Annotated in this window: 21 protein-coding genes and 1 pseudogene; 5 read left to right on the top strand and 17 right to left on the bottom strand. The window is 36.4% G+C overall.

The features are described 5' to 3' along the window. Window positions 1–7 precede the first annotated feature (7 nt). A complete protein-coding gene (locus tag DKK79_RS01205) occupies window positions 8–1,612 on the bottom strand; it encodes an SrfA family protein (RefSeq protein WP_110422497.1) in 1,605 nt (534 codons plus the stop codon). A gap of 246 nt (window positions 1,613–1,858) precedes the next feature. After that, on the bottom strand, window positions 1,859–3,751 hold the full coding sequence (gene gss / locus DKK79_RS01200; RefSeq protein ID WP_110422496.1) for a bifunctional glutathionylspermidine amidase/synthase: 1,893 nt from the start codon (window positions 3,749–3,751) through the stop codon (window positions 1,859–1,861). Window positions 3,752–3,939: 188 nt separating this feature from the next. Here gss and ybeD point away from each other — a divergent pair, with 188 nt between their 5' ends. Together ybeD and DKK79_RS01190 are read left to right on the top strand one after the other, a co-directional pair. Next, window positions 3,940–4,206 carry a DUF493 family protein YbeD gene (ybeD, locus tag DKK79_RS01195; protein ID WP_034883735.1) on the top strand — a complete coding sequence of 89 codons (267 nt, stop codon included), beginning with the start codon at window positions 3,940–3,942 and terminating at the stop codon, window positions 4,204–4,206. A 176-nt stretch (window positions 4,207–4,382) separates the two neighbouring features. Then, window positions 4,383–5,094 (top strand): annotated as a pseudogene (locus tag DKK79_RS01190) (PLP-dependent transferase); the annotation flags it as partial. 51 nt (window positions 5,095–5,145) lie between these two features. Here DKK79_RS01190 and adk read toward each other — a convergent pair. The 11 genes from adk to putP all read right to left on the bottom strand — a co-directional run bounded on the left by adk (window position 5,146) and on the right by putP (window position 16,270). Next, window positions 5,146–5,790 carry an adenylate kinase gene (gene adk / locus DKK79_RS01185; protein ID WP_034883695.1) on the bottom strand — a complete coding sequence of 215 codons (645 nt, stop codon included), beginning with the start codon at window positions 5,788–5,790 and terminating at the stop codon, window positions 5,146–5,148. Between the two features lie 39 nt (window positions 5,791–5,829). Beyond that, complete coding sequence (locus DKK79_RS01180) at window positions 5,830–6,081, bottom strand: YfgJ family double zinc ribbon protein (RefSeq protein WP_110422495.1); 252 nt, start codon at window positions 6,079–6,081, stop codon at window positions 5,830–5,832. A 3-nt stretch (window positions 6,082–6,084) separates the two neighbouring features. Next, the gene (der, locus tag DKK79_RS01175; RefSeq protein ID WP_110422494.1) at window positions 6,085–7,551 is read right to left on the bottom strand and encodes a ribosome biogenesis GTPase Der; all 1,467 of its coding nucleotides are present in this window, start codon (window positions 7,549–7,551) and stop codon (window positions 6,085–6,087) included. Window positions 7,552–7,569: 18 nt separating this feature from the next. Then, window positions 7,570–8,742 carry an outer membrane protein assembly factor BamB gene (bamB, locus tag DKK79_RS01170; RefSeq protein WP_110422493.1) on the bottom strand — a complete coding sequence of 391 codons (1,173 nt, stop codon included), beginning with the start codon at window positions 8,740–8,742 and terminating at the stop codon, window positions 7,570–7,572. Window positions 8,743–8,768: 26 nt separating this feature from the next. Next, entirely contained in the window at window positions 8,769–9,536 is a 768-nt protein-coding gene (locus DKK79_RS01165) for a YfgM family protein (RefSeq protein ID WP_110422492.1), read from the bottom strand. A 23-nt stretch (window positions 9,537–9,559) separates the two neighbouring features. Then, window positions 9,560–10,837: a histidine--tRNA ligase gene (hisS, locus tag DKK79_RS01160; RefSeq protein WP_110422491.1), complete on the bottom strand. Its 1,278-nt coding sequence runs from the start codon at window positions 10,835–10,837 to the stop codon at window positions 9,560–9,562. Window positions 10,838–10,861: 24 nt separating this feature from the next. Continuing rightward, the gene (ispG, locus tag DKK79_RS01155; protein WP_034883704.1) at window positions 10,862–11,971 is read right to left on the bottom strand and encodes a flavodoxin-dependent (E)-4-hydroxy-3-methylbut-2-enyl-diphosphate synthase; all 1,110 of its coding nucleotides are present in this window, start codon (window positions 11,969–11,971) and stop codon (window positions 10,862–10,864) included. A gap of 86 nt (window positions 11,972–12,057) precedes the next feature. After that, window positions 12,058–12,471 (bottom strand): helix-turn-helix domain-containing protein, encoded by a 414-nt coding sequence (locus tag DKK79_RS01150; RefSeq protein ID WP_258363423.1) that lies wholly within the window; start codon window positions 12,469–12,471, stop codon window positions 12,058–12,060. A 113-nt stretch (window positions 12,472–12,584) separates the two neighbouring features. Then, window positions 12,585–13,451 carry a pyridoxal kinase PdxY gene (gene pdxY, locus DKK79_RS01145; protein WP_110422489.1) on the bottom strand — a complete coding sequence of 289 codons (867 nt, stop codon included), beginning with the start codon at window positions 13,449–13,451 and terminating at the stop codon, window positions 12,585–12,587. 4 nt (window positions 13,452–13,455) lie between these two features. Then, window positions 13,456–14,727, bottom strand: coding sequence for a tyrosine--tRNA ligase (gene tyrS / locus DKK79_RS01140; protein ID WP_220018964.1), 1,272 nt, complete (start codon window positions 14,725–14,727; stop codon window positions 13,456–13,458). Window positions 14,728–14,776: 49 nt separating this feature from the next. Then, on the bottom strand, window positions 14,777–16,270 hold the full coding sequence (putP, locus tag DKK79_RS01135; RefSeq protein WP_110422487.1) for a sodium/proline symporter PutP: 1,494 nt from the start codon (window positions 16,268–16,270) through the stop codon (window positions 14,777–14,779). A gap of 265 nt (window positions 16,271–16,535) precedes the next feature. On the opposite strand from putP, the gene nth reads away from it, so the two are divergent. Together nth and smrB are read left to right on the top strand one after the other, a co-directional pair. Then, on the top strand, window positions 16,536–17,174 hold the full coding sequence (nth, locus tag DKK79_RS01130; RefSeq protein ID WP_110422486.1) for an endonuclease III: 639 nt from the start codon (window positions 16,536–16,538) through the stop codon (window positions 17,172–17,174). A 6-nt stretch (window positions 17,175–17,180) separates the two neighbouring features. Next, the gene (gene smrB / locus DKK79_RS01125; RefSeq protein ID WP_110422485.1) at window positions 17,181–17,726 is read left to right on the top strand and encodes an endonuclease SmrB; all 546 of its coding nucleotides are present in this window, start codon (window positions 17,181–17,183) and stop codon (window positions 17,724–17,726) included. Between the two features lie 324 nt (window positions 17,727–18,050). Here smrB and cgtA read toward each other — a convergent pair whose 3' ends face one another. The 4 genes from cgtA to rplU all read right to left on the bottom strand — a co-directional run bounded on the left by cgtA (window position 18,051) and on the right by rplU (window position 20,850). Next, window positions 18,051–19,214 (bottom strand): Obg family GTPase CgtA, encoded by a 1,164-nt coding sequence (cgtA, locus tag DKK79_RS01120; protein WP_110422484.1) that lies wholly within the window; start codon window positions 19,212–19,214, stop codon window positions 18,051–18,053. Next, the gene (locus DKK79_RS01115; RefSeq protein WP_110422483.1) at window positions 19,214–20,179 is read right to left on the bottom strand and encodes a DMT family transporter; all 966 of its coding nucleotides are present in this window, start codon (window positions 20,177–20,179) and stop codon (window positions 19,214–19,216) included. The genes cgtA and DKK79_RS01115 overlap by 1 nt, the downstream gene beginning before the upstream one ends. Before the next feature lie 86 nt (window positions 20,180–20,265). Then, window positions 20,266–20,526, bottom strand: a complete 261-nt coding sequence (rpmA, locus tag DKK79_RS01110; protein WP_034883716.1) for a 50S ribosomal protein L27 — start codon at window positions 20,524–20,526, stop codon at window positions 20,266–20,268. A gap of 15 nt (window positions 20,527–20,541) precedes the next feature. Next, window positions 20,542–20,850: a 50S ribosomal protein L21 gene (gene rplU / locus DKK79_RS01105; RefSeq protein WP_034883717.1), complete on the bottom strand. Its 309-nt coding sequence runs from the start codon at window positions 20,848–20,850 to the stop codon at window positions 20,542–20,544. A gap of 232 nt (window positions 20,851–21,082) precedes the next feature. Between rplU and narX the strand changes: the two genes are divergently transcribed. Further along, on the top strand, window positions 21,083–22,891 hold the full coding sequence (gene narX, locus DKK79_RS01100) for a nitrate/nitrite two-component system sensor histidine kinase NarX (protein ID WP_110422482.1): 1,809 nt from the start codon (window positions 21,083–21,085) through the stop codon (window positions 22,889–22,891). The last annotated feature ends 1 nt before the right edge of the window (window position 22,892 follow it).

Below are 22,892 nucleotides of genomic sequence, written 5' to 3'. Positions count from 1 at the left end.
TACAACCCTATTGTTTTTTCATCGTAATTGGGAACGAAGTCCCGTTATCATACATTCCCTGACAATCAGCTTGATTATTTTTGCCTGGTTTGCACTGAATACTTGGTAATTTATATTTAGTATTATCACTGCAGATAGCTTCGTTATTACCGGCTATATTTAAATTGCCATTTTGGATGCCGCTACCGACATTACCAGTACATTTAACGCCATCACTGCGAGTAAGCGTCACGTCACCATTACCTTGATTAAAGTTATAACTTAATTGTAATGGTTTCCCCGTTGCTTTATCTTGAATACCTGCACCTACAGACCATTGACCATTTAAAAAGTTTGTTGAGCCTTGTTTTAATACATCCGCCGGTAAAGTTAAATGGTTGGATTGGGCAGCATTAGCACCATTGACTTGATCTGTATTGTTAGCGTCAGGATTACTGGCTAAATCAGGTGTAGGAGGTGCCATTTGACCATTTTTGTCATCTGTATTCTGCTCATTTTGTTTGTCTTTATCCTCAGGCGAACTAGGATTATTTGGGTTATCACCGTTATCTTTCTTATCCCCCTGATCGCTATTATTACCTTTATCATCGGGAGTATTTACCTCTGGAGGGTTAAGTTGATCACCTTGCGGATTGGCACTATTTTCCACGCCTTCATCAGGTGTTGATGGTATAGCTGGAGTGTCAACTTGAGCCGAATTAGTAGGGGTACCATCGCCGGCTAATGTTCCATTAGACGCAACGCCATTAACCACACCCACAGGTTTATTATCTATAATAACCTCTTTAGGTTTCAGCTCTGGTGCGTTGATATCTAACTTATCATCTTGGTTATCAGTTGCTACAGGAAGATTAACATTACCATCTAATGATAGATTTGGATTAAAAGACAAACTTGGTTTAAACCAACAACCTTTCAACCAGAATATAGCTAGCAGTAATAATAAGAGTGGTAATAATCCTAATAACCATATCCACCATCGCTTCGACCAAGGTTTGCTAACGACAGCGGGCACCTCTTGAACAGGAGGTGGAGCAACTACTTCTGGTTGTGGCGTTGGATTTCTAACAGGTTCTAAACAATAAAATGGCGAAGTCGCTTGTGGTGTTTGGGGATTAATAAATCCCCAAAAAGTAATAACCGGTTTACCATTAACAATATAGACAAACTGATTACTAGGAAAACGTAATGCCATTAAATTAGGTTCAAGACTATCTGAGCTCTGTTTTGGATCGTAAATGAGGCGACTAAAAAGCAATTGATCACCTTCTAGATTAGGATTTTGGGATAATTTTTTGCCTAATTCGATAACTTTGTTTTCAAATTCCTTGAGCAAAATTAGAGCGGATTCTTGTTCTGATTCACTTGCCGATGTCCATGGAATAATATCATATTCCCCATCAGGTAAGTCTGAATCGAAAGGAATATACCAATCAACAAGATTGCCCTGATCATTACGTTGTGGGATAGCTAAACAATCAGAGTATTGACGGCCTAATTTGACTCGGAACATTTCACGAATTTGCGAAGCGACCAGATAAGCAGCTTTGCCATCATGCCCGAGCATTTTAAAATCTTTTATATCACCACTTCGAAGTAATGTGTTTGCCATATATTTCCTGATATTCCTTGAAATTACTTATATTTTTTATAATTATTTTTTAATAAAATCAATTCTATCAGAAATATTAACCAGTTGTCATTGCCGTCCCTAAAGATAAAATGATTTTTTTGTCATTTATAATTCAAAAAAATCATTTAAGTGACGATTAATCAAATTGTTAAATAAGTTGCAAAACATTTATCATCATGAAATTTAATGATAGATTTGTCAAATTAGACCTAAAAGCCCTGCTCTTCAATTTTTTTTCGATATTTCTTTTAAAAATTCTTCATCGGTTAGCACACGGAGTGGTTGCATATCACTTTCGCCTTTTATAACCAAAGAGGGATCTGAACGTAAACATGCGCCACCATAATGACCTCCAACAGTAAAAGTACAAAGTTGCAAATAACGATCATCAACTTTGGGTAAACACCACAGTTCTTGATAAATATTTTCTTGTTTTGCAAATCGACCAACCGTTTTATCCAACACTTGTTCATGACTACCAACTAACTCAATATCACTACCACGACGCCCGGCAATCGGCTTAATGGCATAACCTTTTTTGATTAAGTTGTCATTGAGTTCAAATGTAGATTCCAGCAAATAACGATGGTTTGGAAATAGCGACCATAATACAGGTAAAATAGCTTTGTTACTTGGGATGACCGTCCATAAAGGCTCAAAAACCGAAACTTCAGGTCGCAGTAATACATCAATTAATCTAACCGCATTTTCAGGATGCCATGTTCGAATCGGTAATCCAGCGATTTGCGCCTCACTTTCTTGGCGTAGTTGTTCAAGTACAGTTTCCCATGCCCAGGTTTTCCAAACACAGGTAACTTGACGATCGTCATCATCAACTAAACGTCCTCTTTTATCCCATCTAAGTCCTGTTAGTCCGCGTAAGATTTTGCTTTTAAATCCAGCTTGCGTTAGAGCTTTTTGCATAAATAATGCGTGATAATTTTCCTCGCTGTCATTATCTTGCATAATGTGAACAAACGCTTTTGCATCGCTATGCTTCCAACAGTTAGCCAATGCATTAAGTAATCCAGCACTCGGGTTTACGCCAACATTTAATTCGGCTTGTATAGCCCAATTTTCCAAAATTTTGCCTGCTTCGGTATGACATGATGCCGAATCAGCATTATACTCATAAACTTTAAAACCTCGTTCATCCATACAAAAATCTAACCGACCGGTGATCATTTGATAACGACGTTGTTGCCAAGATAATCTAAGTCTTGGCCAAAGGATTTCCGGTATATTGAAATTGCATAACAAACTATCTTCTTTTAACACTTTATCTGTCGCATGCAAATACATTAAATGGAGCTCGTTTGTGGCACGAATAAGCTCTTGTTCCGCACTTTCAGAAATAGTGAAATAGCGATACTGATCATCATGACTAATGGCATGACCAGTTGCTGACACATAAGCACTTTCTAAAGGATCGTTTTCATCTAACCATTTACCATCAAATTGACCATGGTTTTTAATATGTACGCTATGGATATCAAGTAAGTGTTTATCAGCATTAGGTTGCGGTAAACTGTGAAGTGTATCGTCAGTTTGAATCATCCAACCTAAAATTTTAGTATCATCAAAAGTATCATGTAAATAATACCCCTCATCAGATACCGTCATAGCTAACTCACGCGTCCATTGTTGACCAATAGGAAGTCGAGTATGAATAACATTTTGTTCGGCAATTCGAATTTTGTTGTCAAAAACTTCGGTAATAATAGCCACATGACCAGTTCTATCAAACATACCGCCGTCATCCCATATCAACAAGGCACCTGCCTCTGGTTTCTTTTTGCTACCGTTAGCAAAGGCTTGTAATGGTAAAATGGCTTCGTTGATAACTTGGCGAAGAAACCTTAACGAAAAAATTTCATGCGCCATACCGACATCGGTAAACACAATCCCATAATTCAAAAATAGAAATCTTCTAGCAAATTCAACACATTGCCACTTATATCCCATATATTCATGACCGGAATAGCTGCGAAATGAAGCATCATTAGGAAATTGTTCAGGATCTAAATTCTCATAATCAGATGAATAAATTGCTACACCACCTGGTGCATAACCAAGTAATGTACCAAAAGGTTCTTTACTAGTAGATTGGGATAACATGTTATTTTAGCCTTTTAGAATAATAGTCAGGTAGGTTTTACTAAGCTATGTTAGAATTTGTTTATCATAGATCAAATTATAAGCTTTAAAAAGTAATGTTTATTGTTTTAAAGCTTGAAGAATAATAAATTGACTATATATACTAGATCATGTTAGTGGGTTCATTGATAAAACGAGAAAAAACCGTTATGCAACAAACAAAATTAAATGAATTATTAGATTTTCCTTGTTCCTTTACCTATAAAGTAATGGGCGAAGCAAAACCGGAGTTGGTTGACAAAGTAGTATCAGTTATTCAACGCCACGCGCCGGGGGATTATACTCCGTCGATCAAACCAAGTAGCAAGGGTAATTATCATTCCGTTTCAATTACGATTAATGCGACACATATTGATCAAGTGGAAAGTTTATACAAAGAATTGGGTGAAATCGATATAGTACGAATGGTTTTATAACTCACTACTTTTTTGATAATTTTTTGCACAAAATAAGAGCCTTATCGTTGTGAATATGAGGCTCTAACATGAAACCAGAGACAATTGCTCTGCACACTGGCTATACGCCTGAATCAACAACCCATGCCGTCGCAGCTCCGCTCTATTAAACCACTTCTTATGCCTTTGATGACACCCAGCATGGCGCGGATATTGTGGTGCATTCATTAACTAAATATATTGATGGACATGGTAATAGTTTAGGTGGAATGAATGATAGTTGATTCCGGTAAATGTCCTTGGAAAGAGCACACCGATAAATTGCCTATGCTCAATCAACCCGATCCTTCTTACCATGATGTTTCATCATATACTCAAAACTTTGGACACGCAGCTTATATTGCTCGTTGCCGAGTAATACCACTGCGTAACATGGGAGCAGCTTTATCACCGTTTAATACCTTTTTATTATTACAAGGTCTCGAAACACTCTCTTTACGCATTGAGCGACATTGCCAAAATACCATTAAGGTTGCCAATTATTTGGCATCACACCCTCAAGTTGAATGGGTCAATTATGCTGGATTGGCTAATCATCCAGAACATTATTTAGCAATAAAACAGATGGACAATGGTCTACCTGCTGGCATTTTATCCTTTGGTATCAAAGGCGGTAAACAAGCTGGAGCTAAATTTATCGATGCCCTGAAATTGATTATTCGTTTAGTCAATATTGGTGATACCCGCTCATTAGCTTGTCATCCGGCATCAACTACCCATCGACAACTTAATGATGAAGAGTTGCAAAAAGCTGGAGTTAGCCAAGAAATGATACGCCTATCAATTGGCATTGAACATATTGATGATATTATTGCTGATTTAGAACAAGCACTTAATTTAGCAAAATAATAGATTGAATAAGATGAGGGATGAAAAGTCTATCATCCCTCTTTTTTGTAATTAGCCTAAAATTTTAGTCAATTCATTGGTCACAGCTGAAACAGCCTGTGTTCCGTCAATACGGAAATATTGAGTACGACCTTCTTTGGCTTCATGTTGATAATAGTTGATTAATGGTTTGGTTAAATCATGATATTCAATAAGACGTTTACGAACAATCTCTTCATTATCATCTTTACGAATAGTTAATGGTTCACCTGTTACATCATCAATATTTTCCACTTTTGGCGGATTATGGCGAATATGGTATACACGTCCTGAACCTGCATGAATACGGCGACCACTCATGCGATCAATAATAACTTCATCAGGTACATCAAACTCAAGGACATAATCAACATTGATTCCTGCTTCTTTCATTGCATCCGCTTGTGGAACGGTACGTGGAAAACCATCTAGTAAAAAGCCATTTTTACAATCGCTTTGCGCAATACGCTCTTTAACTAAAGCGATAACTAATTCATCAGTAACAAGCTTACCATGATCCATAAGCTCTTTTGCTTGTAGACCTAATGGACTTCCTGCTTTTACTGCTGCACGTAACATATCCCCCGTTGAAATTTGCGGAATACCATATTTTTGCATAATGAATTGTGCTTGAGTTCCTTTTCCTGCTCCTGGTGCGCCTAATAAAATAATTCGCATAAAATAACCTCTTATGGCTTTGAATATAGATACAATTTTCTACTCTGATAAATACTGAAATATCACTTTACTGCTGGATATTAAGCCATCAGTCGGACAAATATAGTTTATAGCCCCGCAACCTTTAACCATTTGAGCGCTCTGCTGACAAATTGGACAGATATACTGCTCTAAATAATGTTGTTGGCAATGAGGACAGTCATAATGTTGTGGTGCCACAATACTCATTTTATTATGGCATTTAGGACAAATACCTTCTTGTCCACCGGCGATCATCTTTTGGTTTGTCATAAGTTATTTACGACCTCGTACATGTTTCATTAACCGACGACGCTTACGTTGTTGGGAAGCCGTTAAACTATTTTTTCGACCTTCAAATGGATTAGCGCCTTCTTTAAATTGAATCCGTATTGGTGAACCCATAATTTTTAATGAGCGTCTAAAATAGTTCATTAGATAACGTTTGTAAGAATCTGGTAAATCCTCAACTTGATTACCATGAATAACCACAATTGGCGGGTTATATCCACCTGCATGAGCATATTTTAATTTTACGCGACGTCCTCTCACCAATGGTGGTTGATGGTCATCTTGCGCCATTTGCATTATCTTGGTTAACAGTGCAGTATTAACTCGACGAGTTGCACAATCGTACGCTTCTTGAATTGAATCAAATAAGTTACCTACGCCACTACCATGAAGTGCCGAAATAAAATGTAAACGGGCAAAATCGATAAAATCAAGCCGATCATCTAACGTGGTTTTCACTTGTTCTTTGATATCTTGTGATAATCCATCCCATTTATTAACTGCGATAACCAGTGAGCGCCCACTATTAATGATAAAACCAAGTAAGGATAAATCTTGATCGGAGATACCTTCTCGAGCATCTATCACTAAAATAACCACATTAGCATCTTCAATTGCTTGCAACGTTTTGATAACCGAGAATTTTTCAACCGTTTCGGTTACTTTGCCTCGTTTACGAACACCAGCAGTATCAATCATGATATATTCACGATCATCGCGTGTCATTGGTATATAAATACTGTCACGTGTTGTACCGGGCATATCATAAACCACAACCCTTTCTTCGCCTAAAATTCGATTAGTTAGTGTTGACTTACCAACATTTGGTCTGCCAACAATAGCAACTTTGATTGGTTGGTTGATAAGCGACTCGGCTTCATCTTCAATATCATCATAAGATTCAGGAAGAACTTCATCTGGCTCATCCTCTGATAAGGCCTCATTTTGATCATTGGCAAAATGAAAAATAGGATCGAGCACCGTTTCGATTAATACATTTACCCCACGACCATGACTCGCAGCAATCGGATGAATGTCACCTAATCCTAAACTATAAAAATCAGAGATTGCGCTATCGGCATCAATACCATCAATTTTGTTAGCAACTAAAAATGTTGCTTTTTGGCGAGATCGGAGATGCTTAGCAATAGCATGATCAGCAGGCATGGTACCTGCTCTGGCATCAACTAAAAAAAGGACAATATCTGCTTCTTCTATTGCTTGCAGGGATTGTTCCGCCATAAAGCTTTCAACCCCATCTTCAGTGCCATCAATACCACCAGTATCAATGACAATATATTCATGCCCTTTGATTTCGGCTCGCCCGTACTTACGGTCACGAGTTAATCCCGGAAAATCAGCTACTAAGGCGTCTCGTGTTCGAGTTAATCGATTAAATAAAGTCGACTTTCCTACATTCGGACGACCAACTAGTGCGACAACAGGTACCATATTTATTCTCTAATTACCTTATTTTTTTGTGAATGCGTAAATATCACCATTTTTAGCTTGGACAACAATTTTATTGTCGACAACTAATGGTTTCGAAATTAATCCACTGCTACTAACTTGGGTTTTAGCAACGATTTCACCGTTATCTTTGTCTAACCAATAAAGATAACCTTCGAAATCGCCAACCACAATATAGTTTTCGTGGATAACCGGATCGGTTAATTGACGATGTAACAAACCGGCTTGAGTCCAGAGAATTGCTCCGCCATTTTTGCTTACCGCTCGTACATTGTCATTTTGGTCTACGACAAATAATTGTTGTGAGTCAACCACAAAGCTATGTGTTGAACCCATCTCTTTACGCCAGACAATCTGACCATTACTTAAATCAAGCGCTACAACATTACCATTATAGCCGATAGCATAAGCTAAATTGCCTTCTATTACCGGCGTTGAATCCACATCATTCAATTTTGCAATTTCTGTCGAGCCACTTGGTTGCGAAATACGTTGTTGCCAAATCAATTGACCATTATTGATGTAGTAAGCATTTACATGCCCAGTATCATCACCAAATATTGCCGCACCATGTGCAATTGTTGGAGTTGAATTACCTCTTAGTGAAAGAGGAGGAACTTCAAGCATGACATCCCATTCATCAGCACCAGTGTTACGGTTCAAGGCTTGTAAATTACCATTAGCGGTATGGATAATGAGTTTATCGGCAGATGATACTGGACGAGCAAGAACTTCACCTCTCACCGGTTTTTCCCAGATAACATTACCATCGTTACGATCTAGCGCATATACCACAGCACGTTCACTACCAATATAAACATATTTATCATCAGCGCTTACACCACCGGAAAATAGCGCTGTTTTACTACTGAATAATGTACTTTGTGATAAATTTTTATCCCAGATTGTATGACCATTAGATAAATCAACAGCTTTAACTTGTCCGCTACGGCTAGCAACATAAACAGCATTTTCATAATTAATAGGTCCTAATAATGAATAAATATGTGTATTGCCAGCTGTACTATTTCGCCATACTTGTTGTATTGAAAATTGGTTGTTTACGGTTGGTGAAGGCGAAACTTGTACGATTTCTTCCTCTTTACCAAACAATGAACATCCAACAAGTGAAAACATAAAAACACTAATAAAAAGACTTTTTGATAACTTCATTGTATAGACCCTTATATCAGGATAAATTAATTTTTATTTTCTTGTGCGGCGTTTTTCTTAGCTTCAGCTTCTTGCTTAGCTTTTTCTTTGGCGGCTTCAGCTTCTTGTTCAGCTTGTTGCTTATCTTTAAGATATTGAGCCTGATTTAACTTCATTTTGATATTTTCATCTAACTGTTCAGTTGGTAATGAAGCTTTAACAATATTTTCATCTGAACCATCAACAGGAGTAGGTGTCAATGCAACAGTATAAGCAGCAACAGCTTCAGTGTAGTTATTCATTTTCATATAGACGTCACCACGAATATCATTAACTACCGGTGTCCAACTTTTTTCAGTAACTTTGCTTAATGTTGCTAAAGTGTCTTGATAACGTTCAAGTTGATATTGTATTTTTGCAATACGAATATAGCTGATTGATTTAATAATTTCTGAATCGGTTTTACTTAATGTATCAGTAAGTAACTTTTCAGCTTTGGGATAATCTTTTATTTCTTCAACATAAAATTTAGCTGCTTTTAAATTAGCGAAAACACTATAAATAGTATCATCACTTTCCGCGAAAGAGACTAATTCATTTATTGAATCTGGATTATTTTTGTCTAGATTAGCAATTAATTGTTCATATCGATCTGAAGATTCTATCGTTTTTGCTAATTTATGAGATTGCCAATAACGCCAGCCATAAAAAGCCAGTAACCCAATTACAATAACCGCAACAATGATTTTCCAATTTTTAGCAAGAAATTCTTTTATCTCTGAAAATTGTTCTTCGCCAGATAATTGATGACTCACGTTTTTCTCCTATTTTCCTTGATTTACAATATTGCCAAACAAGTTTGCACAATCGCTTTTTGGGCAACTTCGACTTGTTCGCCTGTTTGTAAATTTTTAATCGTTACTGATTGATTTGCTATTTCATTTTCACCAATGATTACAGCTATTTTAGCACCTAATTTGTCAGCTTTGGCAAATTGTTTCTTAAAATTGCTACTGCCGTAATTGGTCACAATTCGTCTGTCAGGTAAACCATCACGTAATGTCTCCGCCATGATTTGAGCAGCAGATATTGTCTGCTCATTGCCGGAAGATATCATATAAATATCAATTGAACTATCACGATTTAATGAAGGATTAACCGCTTGTACCAGTAATACTAAACGTTCAACGCCCATGGCAAAACCAACCGCAGGAGTGGGTTGCCCGCCTAGCTGACTGACAAGTCCATCATAACGTCCACCACCACAAACAGTACCTTGAGCGCCTAAGCTTGTAGTAACCCATTCAAAAACGGTTCGATTATAATAATCTAAACCACGGACTAATCGTTGATTAATGTTATATTTTATCCCTGCTTTATCCAATAAATGACACAACCCGTCAAAATGATTTTTAGACTCCTCATCTAAATAATCAAATAATTTTGGTGCCTGATTAAGTAATTCTTGAACATCAGGATTTTTGGAATCTAACACCCGTAATGGGTTAGTATACATTCTACGTAAACAGTCTTCATCTAATTTATCTTTATGTTGTTCTAAGAAGCTAACCAAAGCGTTACGGTAATTGGCTCGGGCTTCAACTGAGCCTATTGAGTTGAGCTCAAGCGTAGTATGTTTTTCAATACCAAGTGCTTTCCAAAAACGAGCGGTTAGTAATATAAGCTCGGCATCGATATTAGGACCTTCAAGCCCAAATACTTCAACACCAAATTGATGGAATTGGCGATAACGACCTTTTTGCGGTTTTTCATAACGAAATGCTGGTCCTAAATACCATAAACGTTGTTCTTGATTATAAAATAGGCCATGTTCAATACCAGCGCGCACACAACCAGCTGTAATTTCTGGGCGCAGTGTAAGACTTTCATCATTACGATCGTTGAAAGTATACATCTCTTTTTCAACAATATCGGTAACCTCACCAACTGCGCGTTTAAATAATGCCGTATCTTCAACAATCGGTGTTCTAATTTCATTATAACCGTAACTATTTAGTACATTTTTGACAATTTTTTCAATTTGTTGCCATGTTGCACTATCACTCGGGAGTAAATCATTCATTCCCCGTATTGATTGGATTTTTTTTTCTGTCATTTTTTTATTCGCTATCTAATAAAATTATAGTTCAGTCGTTGTAATTCTGTTTTTCAAAATTAAGGCTTTAGCGCGTATTTTCGCTTCCAACTCATCTATCATTTGTTCATTATCAATACGCCCTATGCGCACACCATCTTCATAAAAACCACTTTTATTGTGCCCTCCAGCAACCCCCATAGTGGAAGCTAAGGCTTCGCCGGGACCATTAACAACACAGCCAATAATTGAGACATCCATTGGTGTTATAATATCTTCAAGTCGCTGCTCTAGCGTGTTAACGGTACTAATTACATCAAATTCTTGCCTAGAACAAGTTGGGCAAGCAATAAAATTAATCCCTCTGGCTCGGATGCGTAAAGATTTCAAAATATCAAATCCGACTTTGACTTCTTCTGTTGGATCGGCGGCTAGTGAAACTCTTAACGTATCGCCGATACCTTCAGATAATAACAAACCGAGTCCGATTGCTGATTTTACTGCACCACTTCGAACGCCACCAGCTTCGGTAATCCCTAAATGTAATGGTTGTTTAATTTGTTTTGCCAATAATCGATATGAATCAACCGCAGTAAATACATCTGATGCCTTAACACTTACCTTAAATTGGTCAAAATCAAGTCGATCTAGGATATCCACATGGCGCATCGCAGATTCAACTATCGCTTCAGGTGTCGGCTCACCATACTTTTCTTGAATATCTTTTTCAAGTGAACCAGAATTAACGCCAATGCGTATCGGAATATTCTTATCTTTAGCACAATCAACAACCGAACGAATCCGCGATTCATTACCAATATTTCCGGGGTTAATTCTTAGACAATTAACACCATATTCAGCAACTTTTAAGGCTATGCGATAATCAAAATGAATATCGGCAATCAAAGGCACTTTAACTTGCTGCTTAATAAATTTAAATGCTTCAGCGGCATCCATTGTAGGAATAGAGACTCGTACAATATCAACCCCTACCCGTTCAAGTGCTTGAATTTGTGCTACTGTCTTTTCAACATCGGTTGTTCGAGTATTCGTCATTGATTGGACAGCAATTGGTGCACCACCGCCAATAGGCACATCACCGACATAAATTCGGGTTGATTCTCGCCTAATAATTGGTGATTCTTGATGACTCATAAGATGCCTAATCATGTTACAAAATAACTAGGTCGCAATCTTAACAAGATTTGAGGCAAATGTCTGTAAGTGAATTCGAAAATTTGCTAACCGTTAACGCGATCTGCAGAGCTCGGCGAAATATAATGGCTAACTTCAACATAACTGTTTTTAGTTTGATAGTTATTATAATATAACCCAAAACCTAACAAGCAGACTAGAATGAATAAAACAAAATAGAACCCTTTTTTACTATGCTTTTTTTGTTTGATTATTGATTTGAGTTTGAAAGGTTGTGATGCAAAATATTCTTTTTCTAATTCGTTAAGATAGGATTGACATTCTTCATTAGGTAAACCAACAATGTTTGCATAATTGCGAATATAACTTTTAACAAGAACAAAAGGGGCATGAACTAACTTGTTGTTTTCAATTTCTGAAATAACTTCTGTTCTAACATGAATTTGAGCGGCAATATCTTTCTGGGTCAACCCCATATTACCCCTTAAATCGGAAAGCATTTTACCCAATGAAATACTATCTTCCATCATTCCCTCTATACTTCACATTCCGTAAATTTACATTACATTTACTTATTATTATATTTTTCGTACATTTTTACATATTTTGGAAATTAATCAATTCTTTTTGCATTAAACCTTAATTTTGGTTTTTCGATTTCATTTTGTGCCGCAATTAATTGCAATTCATATTCATTTTGTTTTAAGGTTTCAAGCATGACCGCATAAACTGCTGAGGTGGTGTGCTCTAAAGCTTCGACCATTGATTTACCAAGCATTATATTCGCTAAGAATAGTCCACTTGTCATATCACCCACACCTACCGGTTGTTTAACACCAAAATCGACTAACGGACGATGAATATGCCAAGCTTCATCTTGAGTGACTAACAACATTTCAAAACGGTCTTTTTGATAACCCGCACGACTCAAATGTTTAACTAAAATCGCTTTAGGTCCTTTTTGACAAATTGCACGGCATGCTAAAACGGCTTCATTAACATTACTAATGGCTTGTTTGCCATTGAGTTCCTCGAGTTCTAAAACATTAGGCGCCATGATATCTGCAACAGGCAAAGCAGTGTTACATAAAAACTCTGATACGCCGGGGGCGACAAAACAGCCTTTTTCAGGATGGCCCATTACTGGATCACAAAGATAAATTGCTTCTGGATTTTCAGCTTTTACTTTTTTTACAATTTCAATAATTGCATTACCTTGTTCTGCTGAGCCCATATAACCACTTAATACGGCATTACAGCGTTGCAATTCGCCAATAGCATTAATCCCATCGGCGATATCGGTTAAATGAGATGCTGGCATTACCGTTCCAGTCCATTGATGATATTGAGTATGATTGGAAAATTGAACCGTATTTAACGGCCAAACATTCACCCCCAAACGGCGCATAGGGAATACTGCTGCACTATTCCCTGCATGACCGAAGACAACATGCGACTGAATCGATAATATATTTTTCATGCAATCATCTCCAAATAAGTAAGCAATAGTATTTTTTACCTCGACGCAATAAGGTATAACGATTAAAGAGTTTATCATCATCTGAGAAACGATAATCCGTTGTTGCGTTACGTTCACCATTAACGGAAATAGCATTTGATTCAATCATGGTTCTTGCCTGACCTCTTGACGGTGCGAACTCGGCATTAACAATTGCTTGTTGTAAATCGAGATCTTCTTCAACGGTTAAAGTTGGCATACCATCTTGAGCTAACTGCTCTAAATCAGCCTCAGATAAATCAGTTAATTTACCTGAAAATAAACTTTCAGTGATACGTTTAGCCGCGGTTAAACCCTCTTCACCATGAACTAGACGAGTCACTTGCTCAGCTAGCACATATTGAGCTCTTGGCGCTACACCACTATTCTTATCTTCTTCTTCCAATGCATTAATTTCTTCCAATGACATAAAAGTAAAGAACTTAAGGAAGCGATAAACATCAGCATCAGCAGTATTAATCCAAAATTGGTAAAATTTATATGGACTGGTCTTTTTCGGATCTAACCATACCGCACCACTTTCGGTTTTACCGAATTTGGTTCCATCCGATTTGGTAATTAAAGGTACAGTCAAACCATAAACTTGTTTCTGATGTAAACGACGGGTTAAATCGATACCACCGGTAATGTTCCCCCACTGGTCAGATCCTCCGATTTGTAATACAACATTATGTGCTTTGTTTAGGCAAGCAAAATCATAAGATTGTAACAAACTATAAGAGAACTCAGTAAATGAAATACCTGACTCATCGCGGTCAATCCGTTGTTTAACCGATTCCTTGTTAATCATGGCATTAACAGAAAAATATTTACCAATATCACGTAAAAAAGATAAAACATTCATGCCACCAAACCAATCATAGTTGTTGGCAACAATAGCGGCGTTATCACCACATGTAAAATCCAAGAACGGTGAAACTTGTTGCTTGATTTTTTCACTCCACTCTATCACGGTATCTTCCGTGTTAAGTTTACGCTCAACCGCTTTGAAACTTGGATCACCAATTAATCCTGTTGCACCACCAACTAACGCAATTGGTTTATGACCAGCCAATTGAAAACGTTTTAAACAAAGTAACGGAACTAAATGACCAAGATGCAAACTGTCAGCTGTTGGATCAAACCCACAATATAACGCAATAGGATTTTGTTCGATTAATTCCATTAACGCTTTTTCATCAGTAAGTTGAGCAATCAGTCCTCGCTCTTGCAGTTGTTTGATCACATTTTTTGTCATGATATTTTACCTATTAAATTTGTTACGTTTATATTCTACTTAATTAAACTTATTCTGTTTTATTATGATATCTTTGATGCGCTTGTTTAAAATGGTCTTCGACTATTTCATTTGGTTTTTTGTCTAATAAACTAAAAATAATTATCGCTATTGACGCAAATAAAAAACCAGGAATAAGTGAGTATAACTCAAACCAGTTAAAGTTAATCCAAAGTAAGACCGTAATTGCGCCGGTTATCATTCCAGCTAAAGCGCCATTACGCGTCATTCGTGCCCAAAAAACCGAAAATACGACAATAGGACCAAATGCTGCACCAAATCCTGCCCATGCATGGCTAACTAAATCGAGCACACTGTTATTAGGATTGATCGCTAACAAAATAGCAATAACAGAAACAAGTAAAACCATTATACGGCCAACCCAAACTAACTCTCTCTGCTTAGCCTTTGGTCTGATAAAGGCACGATAAAAATCTTCAGTTAAGGCACTTGAACAAACCAATAATTGACAACTTAAGGTGCTCATTACTGCCGCTAGAATAGCGGCAAGCAAGATACCTGCGATCCATGGATTAAACAGTAATTTGGATAACTCAATAAAAATCCGTTCATGCTTACCATTATCAATTAAATAAGCTAAATTAGGATTATTAGCAAAAAAAGCAATACCAAAGAAACCAACTGTAATCGCACCCGCTAAGCACAAAATCATCCAAGTCATACTAATTCGACGCGCGTTTTTCATGACTTCATGCGAATCAGCGGCCATGAATCTGGCTAAAATATGCGGTTGACCAAAATAACCAAGTCCCCAACCTAATAAAGAGATAATAGCAATCAGATCCATATGTGCAAAGATATTTGTATAGTCAGGGTTTAATGATTGAATATTAGCTAGTGCATCGGTAAAACCACCGGCATTCACCATAACCATAATTGGCGTTAAGATAAGGGCAAACATCATCAAACTAGCTTGAATCGTATCGGTCCAACTCACGGCTAAGAAACCACCGATAAACGTATAAGCAATAGTTGCTCCTGCACCCGCAAGCATAGCCCAGTCATAACTAAGCCCAAAGGTGCTTTCAAATAATTTAGCGCCGGCAACCACACCTGAAGCACAATAAATCGTGAAAAAAATTAAAATTATTACTGCCGAAATAATTTTTAATAATGAACTGTTATCATCAAATCGACGAGAGAAATAATCAGGTAAAGTTAATGAATTATGATTTATTTCAGTAAAAACTCTTAGTCTACCGGCAATCAGTAACCAATTTAAATAAGCACCTATAATTAAACCAATTGCGATCCAACTTTGTGAAATACCAAATAAAAAGACGGCACCTGGTAATCCCATTAATAACCAGCCACTCATATCAGAAGCGCCAGCAGAAAGTGCCGTCACCACACTGCCAATACGACGTCCACCTAATATGTAATCACCAAAATTACGGGTTGCTCGGAATGCAAAGAAACCGATAGCAATCATTCCTAATATGTAAACAGCGAAGGTGACAATCATTGGTAATGACATTTTAATAATAAACCTTGAATGATGAAATTAAAAAATAGTTGGCTAGCTTATCATAAAAAGCGAATGCTAAAAAGCAGGCGATTTTTGCAGATCAATATAATATGCAAAAGAAAGAAAAATAATTCCAGTCACCTAGTAAAAATATTTTATAATTTTTTATATAGATAGATTTTTAATAGTTTTAACCTATATAAAAACTTAAGATATCCTACGGTTAAATTTTAAATAAAGTATATAATATTAACTAACCATTTTATGTTTATAATATATTGTGAAACAATCAACTCGTATACAAATTTTAGAAAGGTTAAAAGATCACATTAAAGATCCGACAACAGAATTGGTATATCAAACCCCATTTGAGTTACTTATAGCTGTTGTACTTTCAGCCCAAGCTACCGATGTTAGTGTTAATAAAGCAACTAAACCGTTATTTGCGGTTGCCAACACCGCTGAACAAATTTTGGCGTTAGGCGTCAATAAATTAAAAGATTATATTCGAACCATCGGTTTATATAATAGTAAAGCTGAAAATATCATCAAAACTTGTCAGATTTTGGTTGATAAATACCAAGGTGAAGTGCCTGAAAATTTTGATTCATTAATAGCTCTTCCTGGCGTAGGTAGAAAAACAGCTAATGTTGTTTTAAATACCGCGTTCGGTTGGCCAACTATTGCTGTCGATACACATATCTTTAGGGTAAGTAATCGAACTGGTTTTGCTCCGGGTAAAAGCGTTGAAGCTGTTGAAGAAAAATTACTCAAAGTAGTACCAAAAGAGTACAAAATAAATTGTCACCATTGGTTAATTTTACACGGTAGATATACCTGTATTGCTCGAAAGCCACGTTGTGGTTCTTGCGTTATTGAAGATTTGTGTGAATTCAAAGAAAAAGTTTATCCAGAGTGAGAATCAATGTCGAATAAATTTATATTAGATCATGAAGACATAGACTTATTTAAAAGTAGTATTGGTAAAACCAAACAACTTAAACAAGATACTGTGATTCATAAACCACAAAAGCGATCTCAAAAACTAATAGAAAAGCAAAAAATTCAACATGAAAAAATAAATAATGAATTTTACTTTTCTGATGATTACCAACCGCTATTACAAGAAGATCCTATCCGTTATAGTCGTGAAGATTCAGATCCCAATGAATTAAAAAAATTACGCCGAGGATTTTATACTCCTGAATTCTTTTTAGACTTACATGGTTTAACGCAACAAGAAGCAAAAAAAGAGATCGCTGCTTTGATTGCTGCTTGTTTAAAAGAAAATGCCAACTGCGCGTGCATTATGTATGGACATGGTAAAAACATCTTAAAAAAACAAACCCCCATGTGGCTAGCACAACATCCACATGTAATATGCTTTCATCAAGCACCTAAAGAGTTTGGTGGTACTGCGGCATTACTGGTTTTATTTGATATCGATAACCCAGCAGTTAATTTAAGATAATCTTTAAATTAAGCAATAAAAAAGCCAGCTTAGTTTAACTAGGCTGGCAAACATTGGAAGCAATGTGAGCAATGTCATACTTTTTCAGAAGTCTTTCGAGTTCTAATAAAGTGCAATTGAATGATAATCATTCTCACTCTTGAATGCAAGATATTTTTTGACTTTTTTCAAAATAATCACAAAAGCTTGGCAATTTTAAAACCGCTATAATATTAACTTATTGTTTTTATGTAAAGAATAGACAGAAAAGGAGCAGGATAATATCATCCTGCTATTTTGATATATTTGCTATAAATGGAATATCATAGTTGATTGACGATATTTTTATTTTTGGTAGATAAATTCGACACCCTCTTCATCACTTTCATCCCAATCATCAAAATCATCGTCATCCAAAGCATCATTCATCACTTGTTGATGGTAATCATCCCACATAAATTCTACTTTTTCAGGGGAATTATTCTCTTCTTCGGTCTCCCGAGGATGCGCATTGATATACTCCATCAAATCCCAACATAGTGCTTTTACACCTTCACGGTTAACTGCCGAAATAACATAATATTTATCATCCCAATTTAAAGCTTGGGCAATCTCGGCTGCTCGTTTTTCACTTTCTTGGCCGCCTAATACATCCATCTTATTAAACACTAACCAACGCGGTTTATTGGCTAACTTTTCACTATATTGATGTAATTCTTGGATGATAACTTTGGCGTTTTCAATCGGATCTGAACCGTCAATTGGTGCAATATCAATTAAATGCACTAACACACGGCAACGTTCAAGGTGTTTTAAAAAACGAATTCCAAGCCCTGCACCATCTGATGCGCCTTCGATCAATCCAGGGATATCGGCAACCACAAAACTCTGTTCATTATCCATTCTAACCACACCTAAGCTAGGTACTAAAGTTGTGAATGGATAATCAGCTACCTTTGGTTTTGCTGCTGAAACGCTACGAATAAACGTTGATTTACCTGCATTAGGTAGACCTAACATACCAACATCGGCAAGTAATAACAGTTCTAATAAAACATCTCGTTTTTCACCTGGCGTACCATCGGTTTTTTGTCTTGGCGCACGGTTGACTGAGGATTTAAAACGGGCATTACCCAGTCCATGAAAACCACCTTTAGCAACCAGAACTTTTTGTTGATGATGAGTGAGATCACCAATAATTTCACCGGTATATTTATCGGTTATACGCGTGCCAACTGGTACTTTAACGGTAATATCTTTACCTCTTTTACCGGTACAATCTGAACCTTGGCCATTTTGACCACGTTCAGCGCGATAGTTTTTTTCAAATTGAAAATCAACAAGTGTATTTAGATTTTCATCAGCAATAAAAAATACATCACCACCATCGCCGCCATCACCACCATCAGGACCGCCTTTAGGTATATATTTCTCACGGCGGAAACCAACACAGCCATTACCACCGTCACCAGCTTCGACGCGAATTGAAGCTTCATCTACAAATTTCATTATTTGTCCTCTTTATTGCGGTTAATTAGCCAGCCTTTTCTTGGTTGCCATAAATGGTGTCCAACTGTTGCAAACATAGCACCTGCCACCACCGATACCGCGCCAATATAACCTATAATATTTAAATATTGCATTGCAAACTTTTCTGGCCATAGTAAAGCAAATAGATCTGAAAAAATCAGCGCAAAAAGTGGGGTTAATGTTGTTATAGCACTTACTTGCGCCGCTTGCCAACGTTCCATTGCCATCACTAAAGCACCATAGGCAATAATGGTATTTAACCCACAAAAAATAATTGCAAACAATTGACTAAAATCAGCATTAGCAATTTTAGTCGGTGATGCTAGTGGCCATAAAAAGATACTACATATAAGATAAATCAACCAAAGTAGCTGTTCTGCACGTAATTTTCTTAATAATACTTTCTGTGCTAATGCATAACATGCCCATGAAACCGAAGCTAATAAAGCCAACCACACCCCTTTACCGTATGAATACATATTAGCAAAAAGATCGGCTAGATTTTCATTGAAAAATAGCCCTAACCCAATTAACAATATAGTAATACCAATAATTTGAGTGGGTCTTAATTTCTCCTTGAAAATAAAAGCACTTGAAATCATAAATATAACAATACCAGTTTGACTAACAACTTGCGCTGTAGTTGCAGATAAATACTGCACAGCTGTGGCAAAAAGTGCAAAATTACCTAATAAACCAAATCCAGCAATCATCAATAAAATAAAACGGCGACGTTTTTTAAACATGGCTAAATTAGGAAACTGCTTTTTATAAGCTAGCCAAAGCGTGATCCCCACTGCCGATATACTCAAACGAGACCAAGCTAATGTTAAGGGATCAATAACAACTAATGCATATTTCATGGCAATTGGCACCAGTCCCCACATCACTGCGGTTAACATGGCTAGTGCAAAACCTAATTTGACATTTTGCTGTTTTATCATAATGAATTACTTTATATAAATTTCAAGAAATGAAAAAAGCCCCACAATAACTGTGAGGCTTCTATAACTTATGAACCGCTAGTTTATTAACTGTTAGCAACTACACTAACATAACGGCGGTTTTTAGGTCCTTTAACTTCGAATTTTACTTGTCCATCAACTAAAGCGAATAGGGTATGATCACGACCACAACCTACGTTAGTGCCTGGGTGGAATTGAGTTCCACGTTGACGAACTAAAATGTTACCCGCAAGAACTTCTTGAGAACCATAACGTTTAACACCTAAACGTTTACTCTGGGAATCACGACCATTACGTGATGAACCACCAGCCTTCTTATGTGCCATTGTTCGATACTCCTATTAAGCGATTGCAGTGATCTTCACATCAGTAAACCACTGACGGTGACCTTGTTGTTTACGATAGTGTTTACGACGACGGAATTTAACAATTTTCACTTTCTCGCCACGACCGTGCTCAACAATTTCTGCTTTAATTGTTGCACCTTCAACAAACGGAGCACCAACTTTGATGTCTTCACCATTTGCTACCATTAAAACTTTATCGAAAACAACTTCTGCGCCTGTTTCGACTTCAATTTTTTCCAAGCGAACGACTTGTCCTTCGCTAACTCGGTGTTGTTTACCACCACTTTGGAAAACTGCGTACATACTTAACTCCGCAATAAAAAGCAGACGATTCCTGATTAAAAATATATGTCTGCATTGATTAATCTTATAGGGCGTGAATTTTACGCAAAATTTATGCTTGTTGCAAGCGCTGTTTAATAAAAGATCGCAAAAAGTCATAAAAAAGATCTTAGGCTAGCAATTTTCACGTTACAATAGGCCTAAATTATTATTTATTTAAACAATATTTAAAAACAAAATATTGAGTACCAATATGTTAAAAAGAAAATTTCGCTACAGTGCATCCATTATTAATCGTTTAACACTTTTAATGTTTTTTTTAGGTGCTATAGCGTTATTGGCTTTGTCTTTATCAATACAAGTCGCGAATGAGACCAAAGGTAGCGCTTATATGATAAATCAATTGGGCTTGATCAGAATGAAAAGTTACCAACTTTTATCAATGATACCCATTGAAAAACAGCACTATGACCAACTTAATATTTTTAATGATATGCCATCTTCTGAGCAATTAAAATTATTTGAACGTTACCATTTAATTGCTGAGCTTAACCAATTGCAGTCTTTGTGGGTTACAACTATTGCCCCGAAAATTAAACAAGCAAGTAATATACATGAAATAAAAAATGAAATTGATGATTTTGTTGCTCAGACCGATAAATTAGTTAATCAAATTGATCAAAAGACAGAAAATCAAATCCATTATATTTCACAATTACAACTTGTTTTTATCATTCTTATTGCACTATTTCTTCTTGTGCAAACTTACTATTTGCGTCGCTATCTTCTTGCGCCATGGCGCAAATTAATTAGTATGGCAGAATCGATTTCTCAACATAACTTTAGCCAACGATTCAACAGTAAAAAAAGTAAAAAAAACGAATTTGATCTGTTGGGACAAGCTTTCAATAAAATGGCTGAACAGATTGAATTACAGTACCAATTACTAGAAGAACGCGTCACAGAAAAAACCGCTGAATTACAACAAATCAATAAAATTTTATCGTTTCAGTATCAAGCTATCAAACAGCTGCATACATCGGATCCCTTGTGTGAACGCTTTTTAATAATACTGCGGAAACTTGAAGAATTAGTGCCATTAACACAGTTTCAAATTCGGTTTTATGAGTCAGATAATATTGAACATTATCAGCAAATCAGTTATGCCAACCAACAAAAACTCCCTTATTGCCAAAATTCAGAATGTAATGCTTGTCTTATTCCAGCAAAATCCTATCAAGAAAATGGATTTCAACGTTATTGGTATCTTCAGGAAAATGGAGAGAAATTTGGTATTTTATTCGCTGTACAACCCTCAAAAATGCATCTGAGTGCAGAACAAGAAAATTTAATTACCGCCTTAGTTGAGCAAATGACAACGGCACTCATGCTTGATAGACAAATAGAACAACAAAAACAATATCTATTAATGAAAGAGCGTTCAGCCATGGCAAGAGAGTTACATGACTCGATAGCACAATCGCTTTCCTGTTTAAAAATTCATCTTAGCTGCCTACAGATGCAACCCGATTTAACCTCACACACAAGTATTGATTTGCTAGCAACGATGCGTAAAGAGGTTAATATTACCTACTCTCAATTAAGAGAATTAATAACCTCTTTTCGTTTACGTCTTAACCAGACCGGTTTTTATGCTAGCTTAATGGAATTGATCGAAGAATTTAATCAAAAATTAAAATTTACCATACAAACTGAATATCAATTACCGCTTAATCTTATTAATAGCAAATATGCATTCCATCTATTGCAATGTGTTCGCGAATCTCTAAATAATATTTATAAACATGCCAATGCCACACAAGTCAAAATAAGTTTAACTATTGATGAGAATCAAATTATTACTGTCAGCATAAAAGATAATGGGGTTGGTCTACAAAATAATACTAATCAAGATAATCATTATGGATTAATCATTATGCGTGATAGAGTTGAAATATTAAATGGCAATTTAACCATTAATAGTAAACCTAATTTGGGTACCGAAATTGTAGTAACGTTTAAAGCAACGACAATGATCCCTGTTAGAAGGATAGAAGAGTAAC

The sequence above is a fragment of the Gilliamella apicola genome, assembly GCF_003202915.1.
In the GTDB taxonomy this organism is placed as follows: domain Bacteria; phylum Pseudomonadota; class Gammaproteobacteria; order Enterobacterales; family Orbaceae; genus Gilliamella; species Gilliamella apicola_Q.
This window is presented reverse-complemented; position numbering and strand designations above follow the sequence as displayed.

Excerpts from the sequence above, each read along its gene's own strand:
- tyrS (WP_220018964.1), bottom strand. The coding sequence starts at position 14,727 with ATGACAAAAAATGTGATCAAACAACTGCAAGAGCGAGGACTGATTGCT.
- der (WP_110422494.1), bottom strand. The coding sequence starts at position 7,551 with ATGGTACCTGTTGTCGCACTAGTTGGTCGTCCGAATGTAGGAAAGTCG.
- smrB (WP_110422485.1), top strand. The coding sequence starts at position 17,181 with ATGTCGAATAAATTTATATTAGATCATGAAGACATAGACTTATTTAAA.
- rpmA (WP_034883716.1), bottom strand. The coding sequence starts at position 20,526 with ATGGCACATAAGAAGGCTGGTGGTTCATCACGTAATGGTCGTGATTCC.
- gss (WP_110422496.1), bottom strand. The coding sequence starts at position 3,751 with ATGTTATCCCAATCTACTAGTAAAGAACCTTTTGGTACATTACTTGGT.
- DKK79_RS01180 (WP_110422495.1), bottom strand. The coding sequence starts at position 6,081 with ATGACAAACCAAAAGATGATCGCCGGTGGACAAGAAGGTATTTGTCCT.
- DKK79_RS01115 (WP_110422483.1), bottom strand. The coding sequence starts at position 20,179 with ATGATAAAACAGCAAAATGTCAAATTAGGTTTTGCACTAGCCATGTTA.
- bamB (WP_110422493.1), bottom strand. The coding sequence starts at position 8,742 with ATGAAGTTATCAAAAAGTCTTTTTATTAGTGTTTTTATGTTTTCACTT.
- rplU (WP_034883717.1), bottom strand. The coding sequence starts at position 20,850 with ATGTACGCAGTTTTCCAAAGTGGTGGTAAACAACACCGAGTTAGCGAA.
- DKK79_RS01150 (WP_258363423.1), bottom strand. The coding sequence starts at position 12,471 with ATGCTTTCCGATTTAAGGGGTAATATGGGGTTGACCCAGAAAGATATT.
- ybeD (WP_034883735.1), top strand. The coding sequence starts at position 3,940 with ATGCAACAAACAAAATTAAATGAATTATTAGATTTTCCTTGTTCCTTT.
- adk (WP_034883695.1), bottom strand. The coding sequence starts at position 5,790 with ATGCGAATTATTTTATTAGGCGCACCAGGAGCAGGAAAAGGAACTCAA.
- pdxY (WP_110422489.1), bottom strand. The coding sequence starts at position 13,451 with ATGAAAAATATATTATCGATTCAGTCGCATGTTGTCTTCGGTCATGCA.
- ispG (WP_034883704.1), bottom strand. The coding sequence starts at position 11,971 with ATGAGTCATCAAGAATCACCAATTATTAGGCGAGAATCAACCCGAATT.
- narX (WP_110422482.1), top strand. The coding sequence starts at position 21,083 with ATGTTAAAAAGAAAATTTCGCTACAGTGCATCCATTATTAATCGTTTA.
- cgtA (WP_110422484.1), bottom strand. The coding sequence starts at position 19,214 with ATGAAATTTGTAGATGAAGCTTCAATTCGCGTCGAAGCTGGTGACGGT.
- DKK79_RS01205 (WP_110422497.1), bottom strand. The coding sequence starts at position 1,612 with ATGGCAAACACATTACTTCGAAGTGGTGATATAAAAGATTTTAAAATG.
- hisS (WP_110422491.1), bottom strand. The coding sequence starts at position 10,837 with ATGACAGAAAAAAAAATCCAATCAATACGGGGAATGAATGATTTACTC.